The 13,474-nt window shown below is 40.2% G+C and carries 11 protein-coding genes; 1 reads left to right on the plus strand and 10 read right to left on the minus strand.

The window, feature by feature from the left end; translation table 11 throughout:
* The first annotated feature begins 264 nt into the window (after nucleotides 1–264).
* Nucleotides 265–936 (plus strand): DUF2982 domain-containing protein, encoded by a 672-nt coding sequence (locus C9J45_RS00120; RefSeq protein WP_107205790.1) that lies wholly within the window; start codon nucleotides 265–267, stop codon nucleotides 934–936.
* On the opposite strand, the gene C9J45_RS00125 is transcribed toward C9J45_RS00120, so the two are convergent.
* The 10 genes from C9J45_RS00125 to C9J45_RS00170 all read right to left on the minus strand — a co-directional run bounded on the left by C9J45_RS00125 (nucleotide 923) and on the right by C9J45_RS00170 (nucleotide 13,402).
* Nucleotides 923–2,215, minus strand: coding sequence for an MFS transporter (locus C9J45_RS00125; protein WP_107245407.1), 1,293 nt, complete (start codon nucleotides 2,213–2,215; stop codon nucleotides 923–925). The two genes, C9J45_RS00120 and C9J45_RS00125, sit on opposite strands and share 14 nt — an antisense overlap.
* 29 nt (nucleotides 2,216–2,244) lie before the next feature.
* On the minus strand, nucleotides 2,245–3,816 hold the full coding sequence (gene uhpB / locus C9J45_RS00130) for a signal transduction histidine-protein kinase/phosphatase UhpB (protein ID WP_107292002.1): 1,572 nt from the start codon (nucleotides 3,814–3,816) through the stop codon (nucleotides 2,245–2,247).
* Nucleotides 3,816–4,424 carry a transcriptional regulator UhpA gene (gene uhpA / locus C9J45_RS00135; RefSeq protein WP_107205932.1) on the minus strand — a complete coding sequence of 203 codons (609 nt, stop codon included), beginning with the start codon at nucleotides 4,422–4,424 and terminating at the stop codon, nucleotides 3,816–3,818. Before uhpA ends, uhpB begins: the two co-directional genes overlap by 1 nt.
* A 160-nt stretch (nucleotides 4,425–4,584) precedes the next feature.
* Nucleotides 4,585–5,979 carry a hexose-6-phosphate:phosphate antiporter gene (uhpT, locus tag C9J45_RS00140; protein WP_107205787.1) on the minus strand — a complete coding sequence of 465 codons (1,395 nt, stop codon included), beginning with the start codon at nucleotides 5,977–5,979 and terminating at the stop codon, nucleotides 4,585–4,587.
* 349 nt (nucleotides 5,980–6,328) lie between these two features.
* Nucleotides 6,329–6,982, minus strand: coding sequence for an MBL fold metallo-hydrolase (locus tag C9J45_RS00145; protein WP_005367216.1), 654 nt, complete (start codon nucleotides 6,980–6,982; stop codon nucleotides 6,329–6,331).
* Nucleotides 6,983–7,068: 86 nt separating this feature from the next.
* The gene (locus C9J45_RS00150) at nucleotides 7,069–7,617 is read right to left on the minus strand and encodes a YcbK family protein (protein WP_199188045.1); all 549 of its coding nucleotides are present in this window, start codon (nucleotides 7,615–7,617) and stop codon (nucleotides 7,069–7,071) included.
* 172 nt (nucleotides 7,618–7,789) lie between these two features.
* Nucleotides 7,790–9,529 (minus strand): murein L,D-transpeptidase, encoded by a 1,740-nt coding sequence (locus C9J45_RS00155; protein ID WP_107292003.1) that lies wholly within the window; start codon nucleotides 9,527–9,529, stop codon nucleotides 7,790–7,792.
* Between the two features lie 211 nt (nucleotides 9,530–9,740).
* The gene (locus C9J45_RS00160) at nucleotides 9,741–10,862 is read right to left on the minus strand and encodes a DUF1513 domain-containing protein (RefSeq protein WP_199189192.1); all 1,122 of its coding nucleotides are present in this window, start codon (nucleotides 10,860–10,862) and stop codon (nucleotides 9,741–9,743) included.
* Entirely contained in the window at nucleotides 10,843–11,952 is a 1,110-nt protein-coding gene (locus tag C9J45_RS00165) for an imelysin family protein (RefSeq protein ID WP_107292004.1), read from the minus strand. The genes C9J45_RS00160 and C9J45_RS00165 overlap by 20 nt, the downstream gene beginning before the upstream one ends.
* A 16-nt stretch (nucleotides 11,953–11,968) precedes the next feature.
* Entirely contained in the window at nucleotides 11,969–13,402 is a 1,434-nt protein-coding gene (locus tag C9J45_RS00170) for a di-heme oxidoredictase family protein (protein WP_107292005.1), read from the minus strand.
* Between the last annotated feature and the right edge of the window lie 72 nt (nucleotides 13,403–13,474).

Consider the following 13,474-nt stretch of genomic DNA (forward strand, 5'->3'; position numbering starts at 1 on the left):
CACCACTATGCCAGCGGGAAAAAGTAAGCGCGTTTTATATCAAGTATGTCAGAGAAATGCCAGCAAACGACGACATATCAACCGATAAATATGATTTTAAGCAAAAAATTCCTTCTATATTCTTCATATATACTTAATAAGTACAAAACATGTAGGCATCTATCATGAACATGCCGTTGATGTGCAATATTTTGAGTAATCAAAACGATCGCTACGCATTTCCATAACGTAAGATAAATTGATGATTTGATTTGGAGTAAAACAATGGAAACCTATCATGTAAAGTCAGCCCCTATTACCCCTAATGTAATGCTGTTTGTTTTTTGTTTTACAGCGTCGATTAGTGCTAGCTGCCTTACCTTTTTTATTCCTAATATGACACTGCAAACAACCATTTTTACCACTATTATTATTGGGGTTAGTGCCGTTATCGTTATTCGTTACATCTGTGACTCAAAATATCTGTTCACACTTACATTCATGCATTGCCAATATCATAGTCGTTACGGTGGTTGGTCAACCACTTGGAATAATATATCTCAATTAGGTAAAGCTGAAATAAACCACCAAGGCTGGCAACAGCCTGTTCCTTGGATCGGTATTAAACTCAACGATTATGATGATTTTATTAACAGCATCAGTCCTCGATTGGCCGCACGCATTATTATTGAGCAGCGTATTTTATTAGTTATGGCCATTAAAAATAGTGACGTTGCGAATAACACAATAGAAGATGTGTTATTTGATGATGAACCTTACCAAACGCCTAATGGTCATGTCTTTAAAGGCTTAAGAGCGATGCTAGCACACCGTATGAAATATAATCGTGAGTTCTTAGGCTTTGATTTCTTCATCTCTGAAGACACATTAGATAGGCCAATTAATGATTTTATTGGCCTATTAAGGCGTTATAAAGCGGCCGCTATACGCCAATAGCGTCGCCATGTTGCGCTCTTAAAAATGGTAATAACAATAACCCTATCGCAGCAGCCGCTACAGAAATAACGACAAAGAATCCCATCCAATGGTAATGCTGCATAATTATCGCTAATGGGTAACCCGCAAGTGCTGCGCCCATATAGGCAAATAGTCCTACAAATCCGGTTGCAGCACCGACAGAGTCTTTATGTGAACACTCAGCCGCCGCCATCCCAATAAGCATTTGAGGGCCAAATACAAAAAAGCCAATCGTAAATAAACACACCGCCTGTAAAACAAAGCTCGATATTGGAATTAACCACAGCGCGGCGACAGACAAAAAGATACCGATTGAAAACAATAAGATCATCGGCCCGCGATTGCCTGAGAATATTTTATCCGATCCCCACCCAGCCACCAGCGAGCCTAAAAAACCACCAATTTCAAATAATGATAACGCGCTATTAGCCGTGATCAAGCTATAACCATATTGTTCGGTAAGGTATAAATTACCCCAGTCGTTAATCGCTGTCCGAACGATATAGACCAGAATATAGCTAAGGCTTAATAGCCAAATATATTTATTATTGAGTACATAACGAAACAGGATCTGCTTTTGTGATAACCCCTTGCCTGTATTTTCATGGGCAATTTCTAAGTGATCTTTGCGCCAGTGTCCAATACTGGGTAATCCCATTGACGTCGGTTTATCGCGTAAACGCCAACAAAGAAATAAACCGATAACCACAGCAATGATGCCAGGAATATAGAAACTGTAACGCCAGCCAAAATGGAGCACAGTGAAACCAACAATAATGGGGATCATTGCGCCCCCCATATTATGTGCAGTATTCCAGATAGACCACCACCTGCCACGCTCAGAGCGTGAATACCACGTTGTTAATAACTTGGAACAGGCAGGCCATCCCCAGCCCTGAAACCATGCATTTAATATCCATAATATGCTGAGCGCGACAATCGAACTAGATAAGCCAAATAGAATATTAATTACACCGGTCGCAATCAGCCCAATACCCATAAAGTAACGAGGATTAGAACGATCACTAACAATCCCAGAGATGAATTTCGAGCAGCCGTAAGTGATATAAAATAATGTGCCCATTAGGCCAATATCGGCTTTATCCCACCCCAAATCAGTAATAATTGCAGGCATGGCATAACTGAAGTTTTTACGGGTTAAATAAAAGGCAGCATAACCAATATACATACTCACCATAATGTGAATACGCCAATAACGATAACGTTGAGCCGTGTCTTGAGTCGCGTCTATATTCATAATTCTATTATCGTCTAAAGGTTCTAAACCTATGAGAGAGAGCTAAGTTGTGGCAGTACAACACGAATGTTAGTCCCAGCTAAAGGCGGATGGTCATAGTACATCTGTAATTCAGCTTTTGGCTGAGTATGACTGGTAATAACACACTGACCGCCTAATGCTTCAATACGCTCTTTCATCCCACGTAAACCAAAGCCTTTCAATGTATCACTGGTTTTAAAACCCACGCCGTTATCTTCTATTTCCATCGTGATATTGTCATCAACCGACAATGTGATCAGCACTTCCGTTGCCTTTGCATATTTTGCAATATTATTAAGTGCTTCTTGTGCGACACGAAACAGCGTGATTTGCAGCATATCTGACATCACATCATCAATACCTTTTGGATAAGACATTGCGACATCAATCTCTTGTGCTTCAAAGTGTAAATCTCTGATCACTTGTTCAATCGCTGCTTTTAAGCCTAAATCATCCAGTGTTTTTGGCCGTAATTGCGACAATAAGCCTTTTGTTGTGTCATAAATATTTAGCGATAATTGCTCTATCGAAGAGGCACAAGATTCACCAGCCTGTGATGTTTCGACACGTTTTAAAATACTGGCTTGAGTGCGTATTGCGGTAATATTTTGTCCAATTTCGTCATGTAATTCTCGCGCGATATTTTGTCTTACAGACTCTTCAGCCGTAACCAACTGACGTGATAAGGAATAATTGCGTTTTAATTGTTTCGACAGTTTTTTATTTAAATCTCGCTGATGTTGGATCCCAATCCCCAGCAAGATCCCGGTGATACTTTGTGCTGATAACGACAACAACAAATCAACGGTTTCAATTGAACTCACTTCACTACGAACGGCAATTAAAGCAATACTATTAAGTAAGGTGCCCAGTAATGCCCCTTCCCAACCATAACGAAAAGCTAATACTATAATCGGAATTGCCAAACAAAATGGCGCAAACAAACTCAATTGCTCAGGTAAATGCACCTGCAATAAGATGTTGGCAATGAATAATAGGCAGAAAAAGAACAGATGCTGGCTACGAAATTCAACCGGACGAGAAACCACATCGACTGTTAATGGTATCCACTCCTTTTGAAACAAATAATTCCAAATCAAATAACAGCTCGGTACCAACATTAAGCCGCTCGTCATACTAATAAGGAAAATAAAACCGAGTCGGCGAGTATTGAAAAGGTCAAACAAGTGCACCCCATTCAATACCAGCATATTGATCAGTGCTAACGTTGTTATCGCAATCGCCATAACAGTAAGTAAACGCCACTGCACACCTTTATAGTAACGCCGCGCAAGTAAGGTGACAGGTATCGATAACATACTGGCAATAAATAAAGCCAGCCAACTATATTGCGGCAAAGATAATGCCAGTAATAGTAATCCGCTCCATTCTGCACTATAGATAGCAAGCCAATACTTTTTAGAGCTATGAAGAGTTAAACCAAGCCTAAGTGCAAAAGGAAAAAACACCGTTGCGAGAATAGGATCCATAATGAAGTAATATGAAATACCCCATAAGCAGAACCAACTACAGCAAACAAATAACCAAACACAAAGTGATGTTAGGCTAAAGCTACGCACTAGATAACATCCCCGCTAAAGAACTTAGCAAGCTCAACGTTATTTTTTACGTCCAATTTATCCATCGCATTCGCACGGTGAACATGTACCGTTTTATGGCTTAAACCCAATTTTACCGCGACGGCTTTAACATCAAGCCCTGTTGCGAGTAATTCACTAATTTGATGCTCACGTTTCGTCAATGTTCCTAATGCTTGTTTATTACAATTAGGTGAGACTAAATTAATCGCGATATCAGGAGTTAAATAACAACCGCCTTGCGCTGCTGTTCTCACTGCTTGAACTAATTCATCAGGGCTACAACGTTTACTTAAAAAACCTTTAGCGCCGAAACTTAATGCTTTTTCTACTACCGTTGCAGAGTCATGAACACTCAGCATAATACTGGCAATACCTGATGGAAGATCTTCAAGTAACGTTAAACCACTTTCGTTAGGCATAGAAATATCTAAAATACATACCGTAGCATCTAAACCAGGTAAACCTACTCGCGCTTCTGCAGCAGAGCTGAACTGCCCAACAACCTCCATATCAGGCTCTAAAGCTAATAGCTGAGCAAAGCCAGAACGCACAATAACGTGGTCATCAACCAAAGCAATTTTGATCATTACCTGAATACCTATAGAGAAAAACGCCATAAACTACCCTTTCATATTACTGTGAGCAAGTGCTTTACTTGAGATTTATTCCCTATTGGCATTCATAAATACATGGATACAAAAAAGCGCTTTGGTGATCAAAGCGCTTTTCTAAAACATTAGCTGCTAATTAGTTAGTTGCTAATTGCTGGTTTTCTTTCTTTTCACGGTAAATCTTACGCTCTTCAAGGACAGCAACAATTGCCATGATCACACAACAAATGACTGCAGCCGTATCTAGCGCAACGAATGTACCCGCCCAACCTGTTTGACCGAAAATAGGCGTACCATCAGCGATCATACCTAAACCTAATTTCGCAAAGCTATCACCGATTAGGTAAGCAAACGTACCTTTAATACCATCGGCAACCGCGATACCTTGCTTAGGAACAAAGCCAACTGCCGCAACACCAATAAGAAGCTGTGGACCAAAGACTAAGAAACCAAGTGCAAATAATGATGCTCTGTAAGCAAAAATTGTATCCGCATGTTGGTAGAAACCTAATGTTGCAATCACACCAATAAGAGCAATACACGCAACTAAGCCACGACGACCATTGATTAAGTCAGAGAAGAAACCCCATAAACATGTGCCGATCAATGCGCCCGTTTCGAACATGGTGAAACCAGAAATAGCGGTTTCTTTATCAAAACCTAGTATTTCGTAACCGTATACCGTTGACCACTGGTCGATACCAATGCGTACCACGTAAAGAAATACATTAGCAAAACATAGTAGCCAAATAACCTTGTTGTACAGCACATAGGTTTTGAAGATTTCCAGCTTGCTCATCTGGTTTTCGTTAACCGCTTTATCTTCTTCAGAAATTGGCTCTTCAAATAGCTCCTCAGCGGTACCTAAACCATAAGATTCAGGGCTGTCGTTACCCATGCTAAAACCAATTAACGCAACAACAATTGCAATAATTGACGGTACGATAAACATACCCGCAACATTACCATTAAAGAAGTAGTTTGCACCAAATAGTGCAACACCTGCGGCACCCGCACCACCGATGTTGTGCGAAATATTCCACATACCAAGGAACGTACCGCGGTTCTTTTTACTGGTCCATTTTGAAATAGTGGAGTACGAGTTAGAGCCACCCACACTTTGGAATAAACCCGATAATGCATACAGGCCAATCATCATGTAAAACGAGCCCATTGATGGCCCCATGACTAAACCAAAGCCCAGCATACATAAACCAGACAATAATAAGCCCAATGGCAAAATATTTTTCGAGTTTTTACCATCACACCAGTAGTTTAATGCTGTTTTACCGATGCCATAAGTAATAGAGAAACCAAGACCAATGGTACCTAGTTGCGTCATACTCATACCGTAATCAGAGATCAGGTCGTTTTGCGCAATATTGAAATTCTTACGGATGAAATACATTACCATGTAGCTAACAAATACTACGAGGTATGAACGTAAGAATGGCGCAAGCCACATTTTCTTACGAACAGCTAAAGGTAAATCAAGCGTTGGTTTTCTTACCTGTGTAAGCAGTTTTAACATGTGAAATCCTCAGATAGTCACTGAAAAATCGATGCTATGGATGTTTTTATGATCAATACGCCCAATCGGAGTACTGTTATTACCATTAACATTCACAGTGCAGGGATCACCATCATTCAAAAACGTGTGATTAAATTGGGATATACCAATAAAAATGGATAGATGATCATTGCCGAGGATTTTATCGATGCCTAACCGTTGAGGCATGAGAAGGCGACCTAAAATAACTAGGAATAATTCCTAATTCAGGTGAAATTGACGTAAAAATGTGACGGAGCGCAAACTGAAGAGAGGTCGCAAATAGAAGAAAGTGAGGCTATCGCCTCACTTTATAGAATAGAAAATCGCATTAATATAATGGCATTTCATCAGCAACAAATGGGTTTGTTGCTCGCTCATGACCAAATGTCGATAATGGACCATGACCCGGTACAAAAGTCACATCATCACCTAATGGCCACAGCTTAGTTTTAATCGCGTTGATCAATGTTGGATGATCACCACGAGGAAAATCAGTTCGACCAATTCCCCCTTTAAATAGCACATCGCCAACAAATGCAACATTAGCGTCATTGCTAAATAAAATCACATGTCCAGGTGTATGTCCTGGGGTATGGAGAACTTGCAAAGTTTGATTACCGACATGAATTTCATCACCATCGTTTAACCATTGCGTTGGCTCAAATGCTTCCGTCATCGGAAAGCCAAACATTTCACTTTGACGCGGTAGGCCTTGTAGCCAAAACTCATCATCTTTATGTGGGCCAATAACCGGCACATTTAAAGACTGAGCTAAAGGCGCTGTACCTCCAACATGATCAAGGTGACCATGGGTTAAAATAAGTTGAGTAACCGTTAACCCTAGTTCGTCAACCACCTTGGTTAATTGTTCAATGTCACCACCAGGATCAACAATCGCCGCTTGGTTTGTTTCATCACACCAAATAATTGAGCAATTTTGCTGAAACGGTGTAACAGGAACAATTTGATACTTAAGACTCATACTCGCTTAACATCCTAGCCATAAACATAAGCCGAAAGAATGCCACGATTATTTATAAAAATATAGCGACGATTTATAGCATCTAATTAACCGCGCCAGTTACGTACCGGACCTGTGTCAATATGCACAAACTGGCTTCCAGGGTAATAACCCACACCACCAATTTTCAGATCCATTGCCGCTTGGCGAACTTTTGATAATGGAACACCTTCAAGGTTAAAATCGATAGCTTGTGCCTTCATGTGATAACTCTTTTTCGCCACGCCACCGCTGCGTTTTGCCAACATTTTGTTGGTTTTTGGCGAACGATAGCCCGAAATAAGTTGAGCATAGCCTTCATGGCCTAAATATGTCTGAATTTGTGAGATTGCATCATATAAACGACGATCAATGCGAGCCACTTCATTTTGCCTAAAATCACGACACAGATGATCAATTTGTCTTACCGCAGAGCCGACATACGTTTTTCCATTAAAATACTTTGTTTCTAACTCTTCACCTGTATGAAGATTACGAATCAATAGATCACGAGGATCGGAAGCTTTAAATGGGCTGGCAATTGCTATATTAGGTAATAAACAAGAACCGACAACCGCTCCGCCGAGAGCAAGGAATTTACGGCGATTAATATTAATTTCTGACATACCAACTCATGATAAAAAACGTGCTATTTATTGGAATAATGCAAGGCGTATACCACCCGCTTTTTCCAGCACGATATCCATCATTAATAAAGTAGTCAAAGAGCCATGTCACATATTTTTAATGGCGAAAGAACTACTATTTATTTTCATGGGGTTATCTAGTTCAGTAATTGTAAGCAGAAATTAACGAACTATTATTTCCTTGATCGCGGTCATACTGATATATGTCACTACGATAATTCACTAAGCCTAACTCATCGACCCACGCAGTCTGATAAATTAAATCTACAGGTACATTTTTACTATTACCTAACACTATCGTGCGCGTTTTTTTACTTTCAGATAAATGATTAAAACGTTCTTCACTACTTCCTGAATATTCTAATAGTATCTTTGCTAAATTTTTTGCCTGTTCAACTCGAATACAACCAGAACTTAATGCACGGTCATGCTTTTCAAATAAAAATCGCGAAGCGGTATCATGTAAATAAATAGCTTGGCTATTCGGGAAATTAAATTTAAATACTCCTAATGCGTTTTTCTTTCCTGGCTTTTGTCTTAAACGATAGGGAAAACGATTCGGTGATAACAAATAATATGGAATTGAATTAATAGCTATTTTTTGTGCATTCTCCCATCCTTTTAGCACTTCATAATTATTGCTAGACAAGTAATTTCGATTTATTCTCACCTTCGGCATAATATCTTTTTTCATAATAGAATGTGGGACATTCCAATAGGGATTAAAGACAACCGATTGAATATCAGAATCAATCATAGGCGTTTGTCTTGATGGGCGTCCAACAATGACTTTACTTCCCAGTACCCTTTCACCGCCAAGCCATAAGTCCATATGATAACTGGGAATATTCACCACAATGCCAGTGTCTGGCTTGACCGACCATAATCGCATACGTTGTGCATTTAGTGCCAATAGCCGAATACGCTCTTTGATATTTAATGCTAACCATTGCTGGGTGTGGGCGCCTATTACGCCATCACTCTTTAAACCGTGTCGCTGTTGAAAACGCTTTACTGCGAGCAAAACAGGGCCTGTTAAATATTTTCTTTTTTGAGTACGTACTTTCTTCGCTTCTAATGCCGTCATATCGCCTAATGTTTCCAGCACAGTGACAACACCCTCAATATTGTTAACATACTGTCCTGGGTGAATATTGCCTTTAAATAAAAAGACAGGCCATCGAGTATCTTTTATCTCGTTAAGTTTATTTAACGCAGTAACAAGCTCTGTATATTCATTATCGAATGGTTTTAACTTAGCAATAAAGTTACGTAAACGTTGTTGTTCATGGCTTGTTAATAATTTGTCTATAAACCCATCAGAAGGTAATGGCAGTATTGTGGGAGGTATATCACCAAATAACCATAAGTTTCCTTTTTTCTGTACCGCTTCAATAAAACCCATATATGCAAATAATGTATCAGTTGCCAACACATCGTAATAGCGCCAATCATCACTCTTTCGATAACGTTTTAAATTATGATAACGACGGGTTAAATCAGGAGAAACTTTTGTTAATGACAATAAATAAAGTTGATCTTCAAATTCAGCCATAGCAATTTGATCTTGCCACACTTGACTATATCCAACCGTAAAATACAACTCAGCCAATTTATCAAGATACTGAATACCTTGTACATTATTAGCAATATCTGTTACCCAGCCTTTCGCTATTTGATATTGCTGACTAACGGTATGATTATTGCTAAATATTTCTTCACCTGATGAATGTATTAATTCAGACGTAATAATTTGCTTATCTTTTATTTCAATCGTTTTATTTTCTGTTGTAGAGTGAGATGATAAATCAGATGAAGCTGCAAGATTAATAGAAAATAAGCATAATACAGAGGTGAAATACCAATACTTACAAATAGTCATAGAAGTCCCCAAGCACTACTTCGCTATTACTAATAATAGTATTTAGAGAATTAAATGTAGACGCAATTTAGTTAAAGTTAAATATATCTACAAGAATAGAAAGGAAACGGGGAATTAATAGCAATAATGTTTGCATATTGCAAAAAACAATGCTGTTTCTTAATAATAAGAAGAAACAGCATTTATAATTTAACCGTAGAAAATACCGTGATTAGACAGCAGACAGTGCCCAATGGTTATCCCACATAATCACACTTTGTTTTGACGTCTTTTTAAAATGGGTATCAATACTGAGTATTTTCCCTGCGCCTGAGCCAACAACCCAATGGTTATCTAGCATTGCAACGCCAGAAGCATCAACCAAAGGCTTCACCTCAACTAACTCTCGCGTTGATTGATCCCAAATACCGTAACAATTCCCTCTTGGTGAGGTTGCTAATAAATAGCCATCAATCGAACCAATACTGGCAATGTAATGATTAAACCTCAACCATTGTTCATCCTCCGCCAATAAAGCGTGTAATGCTTGCCCCCGTTGATGCGTTGCCACCAGCGGTGCGGCCTGTTCAGGCTCACCACGATACTGTTGACCGCAAGCTATACCACCATTATCCATTAAGCTAAGGTGGCGAATACTAAGACGCTTATCTGCAAGTTCGGCTTGATCAACAATCTCACCTCGGCGCTTATCTACATACACTAATGCAGGCTGCATTGAATCAAGGTTTAACGGTGTTCTTCCTTGGGTATGCACCCCACCAACCCCCACCGCTAAGGTATTATTATCAGCCCAAATCACCTCATGAGGACCAATACCAAAATCGCTAAACTCAGCCACTTTAGGTAAACCTTGCCTAACCTCATAGACCCCAATAATACCGCGACTGGTTGCGGATTCTCCTTCCGTTGTATACAAATACTGGCCATCATCAGAAAAAACACCGTGGCCGTAAAAGTAACGATTAGGATCTGCTGCTCGTAAGCCCCACTCTGTACCTGATTTATGATCAAACACTTGAACATATTGCCCAGGACGGCGTGAAAACACTGCGGTTAATGAGCCATTACGTTGCAACGCAATACCATGACCTCGTGCAGGTAGCATAATTTTCAACAGCGGATTTCCTGATAAATCAGCCACAACAGCAGCAAATTTCCCCGCTGCGGTTCGACTACAACCAATCAGTTTGGGCTGACTGTGTGATTGTGCTGAAACACCATGTCTCGCGCTGGCATCACAGCCTGTTAACGACATAAACGGTAAAGCACTAGCAGATGAAAGCGCATAACGTAATAATTTACGCCTCGATAAATTAGTCGCCATCGGTTGCATTAAACCCCATCACAATACCTAGCTCTGCCGCAACATCATCGTGTAACGCTAACTGAATATATTCCAGCCCATTAAACACATTAATTAATTCACGGTATCCAGCTTTTGTTTTTAGTAATGCTCCCATGCTCTTTTCTTGAGGCCAATCGGCTAACAACAGTTCAAAGCGCTGATTAATACGATTTGCGGTGATCTCATGTCCTTCATTAATCAATAAAGCATGTAGACCTTTACCATTGGCTAAATATAACTGGTGTAATGCTTCAACACTCGCTTTTAAACTCACCATTGATGTTTGTGAACGCCACGCTTCCGCTTGATAGGGTTTTGGCTTACCCGGTTTACCCATTGGACGCGTCAGTTTTTTAAGGGTGTAATCAAGCTGGTTATTGAGTGCGCCTAAATATTCACCCAAGGCTAATGGCGGTGGTAATGTTTGCCATGGGTTATGTTTCCACTCTGAGACTAAAGCTGAAGCGGTTTGTACCATATGCCCTGTTATTGCATCGGCTAACTGACAATAATTAGCCTGAGATAACTGCTTTTGCTCTTGAAATAAAAACCACTCAGCAGCACCTAAACCTTGCACAACCACACTTTGATCAGCAATGTCTTGGCTACTAAATGTTTTCTCAGACTGTAATAACTGTTTAAGCTTTCTACCTGTGGTGTTCTTTTTGTCAGGCCAAAATTGCACTTGCCAGCTTAACGCTAAAGCTTCTTCACTGCCTTTTTCTCGGCCTTGTAATGCCATCCAGCTTTGCATGGTTGTTAACCATGCCTCTTGCGCTGCTTTTATAGATGCATCACTGTACTGAGTACAAATATGATTCACGCTATCATGCAGTAAACGGGTCGATTGCTGATACTTTGTTGCGGCATCCAATGACAGTTCATAAACAGCCGTAAGATTAAAACCTAACGTCTCCGTAGGTTTTACATTTCCAATCAGTGGTGTTGGTTTGGGCTCTGATTGTGAAACGTCAGTACTATCGTCAGTGCTATCTTCACTACAACCTGTGGTCATAATACTTAACGCCACTGTACAAACGGTAAGAATAATCTGAGATTGGCTTGCATACTTCTTCATTACAATACCGCTCCTTTTACAGTGAATTTAAAAACGCGACTAATGCTTGGCGATCAGATAACGGCAGTTGCAACACTTTATCGCGGCTCATTTGCGCTTCACCGCCATGCCATAACACCGCTTCCATAACTGTTCGAGCACGCCCATCATGTAAAAAGTTAGTGTGTCCGTTCACTTCCTCGGTATAACCTAAACCCCATAACGGCGGTGTTCGCCATTCTTGCCCATTCGCTAAAAACTCCGGACGATTATCTGCTAACCCTTCACCCATATCGTGTAGCAATAAATCGGTGTAAGGGTTGATAGTTTGTTCAGATAACGCTGGAAGATCAGGGACAGTAGCCGTTTTAATATTCGTGCGGTGACAACTTTCACAGCCAATATCAGAAAACAACTTTTCGCCTTTCATAACTTGAGGATCAGTAATATTTCGACGCGCAGGTACCGCTAAATGCTGCGAATAAAATTCAACAAACTTGAGCACTTTGTCTGTGACTTCATGTTTTCCGCCATTCGGTAACTCTTGGCAAATTGATTGCGCATCACTACAGTTTTCTTGTTCAAATAACGCACTGGTTAAGCCTAAATCACCATTAAACGCGGCAGCATTTTGTTGCATTAAAGTGGGTTGTCCGGCTTTCCAACCAAAACGTCCAATCACCGTTTTATTTTCTTGCACATCCCACACTTGGTTTAACTTTCCACTTACGCCTGTATTTTCTGCCACTTGCTCTGCAACAAAACTTTTTAACGTTTGTTCTGGAATATGCTCTAACAAACCTAATCCAATCATTGGTGGCGCAATACGTGCAGACAGCATTACATCGTCTGCCATTGGGCCATAATTGAGATCCGTAATAGTTAAATTAGGCTTACGTAGGGTTATCACCTCACCGTCAGCAAACGTCACAGGTACATCAGTGTAGGTTAATGCTATTTGCCCTTCTGGTTTAGCTTCAGGCAAGGCAAAATCTTGTAATTGGCCGCCATAAGTCGGCTCTGGAATTGTGCCAGTTTTAATCAACTGTTTTTTCTGGGCATCTGTTAGTGCTGGAATACTTAAACGCACCAGCATAGAGACAGCATTAATATCGCCTTTTTCAGGTGGATGACCGCGCCCATCCTTAATGTGGCAATTCTGACAACCGTTGGTATTAAATAACGGCCCTAAACCATCACGGGCATCGGTTGTTGCAGGGGCTTGTACCCAAGGATTACGAAAAAAACTGTTACCAACACTGAAATCTAATCGCTTAGACATTGGCAAATTACTTGAAGGCAAAGAAAAGGCATTGGCACCTGTTTTTGGCGTGGTGGTATCACCGCCAGATTTAATTTTTGCCAGTTGCTCTTGGGTATACTTTGGTTTTGTATCAGGAAGAGATGATTCTGCCGACGCGATAACAGGCAGTAACCCTAACGACATCAATATCGTTGCTAAAAACTTCATACTCACACTCATAGATTCTTATTATTAAAATACGAATAAAGTCGCCCTAACTGCTGGCGACTTATTCTTTAT

Origin of the sequence: Photobacterium sp. GB-1, assembly GCF_003026165.1 — a bacterium.
Lineage (GTDB): Bacteria > Pseudomonadota > Gammaproteobacteria > Enterobacterales > Vibrionaceae > Photobacterium.

Bases quoted from the DNA above. Each gene is read 5' to 3' on its own strand.
- C9J45_RS00165 (WP_107292004.1), bottom strand. From the start codon at position 11,952: ATGAAGAAGTATGCAAGCCAATCTCAGATTATTCTTACCGTTTGTACA.
- uhpA (WP_107205932.1), bottom strand. From the start codon at position 4,424: ATGATCAAAATTGCTTTGGTTGATGACCACGTTATTGTGCGTTCTGGC.
- C9J45_RS00125 (WP_107245407.1), bottom strand. From the start codon at position 2,215: ATGAATATAGACGCGACTCAAGACACGGCTCAACGTTATCGTTATTGG.
- C9J45_RS00160 (WP_199189192.1), bottom strand. From the start codon at position 10,862: ATGCAACCGATGGCGACTAATTTATCGAGGCGTAAATTATTACGTTAT.
- C9J45_RS00145 (WP_005367216.1), bottom strand. From the start codon at position 6,982: ATGAGTCTTAAGTATCAAATTGTTCCTGTTACACCGTTTCAGCAAAAT.
- C9J45_RS00170 (WP_107292005.1), bottom strand. From the start codon at position 13,402: ATGAAGTTTTTAGCAACGATATTGATGTCGTTAGGGTTACTGCCTGTT.
- uhpT (WP_107205787.1), bottom strand. From the start codon at position 5,979: ATGTTAAAACTGCTTACACAGGTAAGAAAACCAACGCTTGATTTACCT.
- C9J45_RS00120 (WP_107205790.1), top strand. From the start codon at position 265: ATGGAAACCTATCATGTAAAGTCAGCCCCTATTACCCCTAATGTAATG.
- C9J45_RS00155 (WP_107292003.1), bottom strand. From the start codon at position 9,529: ATGACTATTTGTAAGTATTGGTATTTCACCTCTGTATTATGCTTATTT.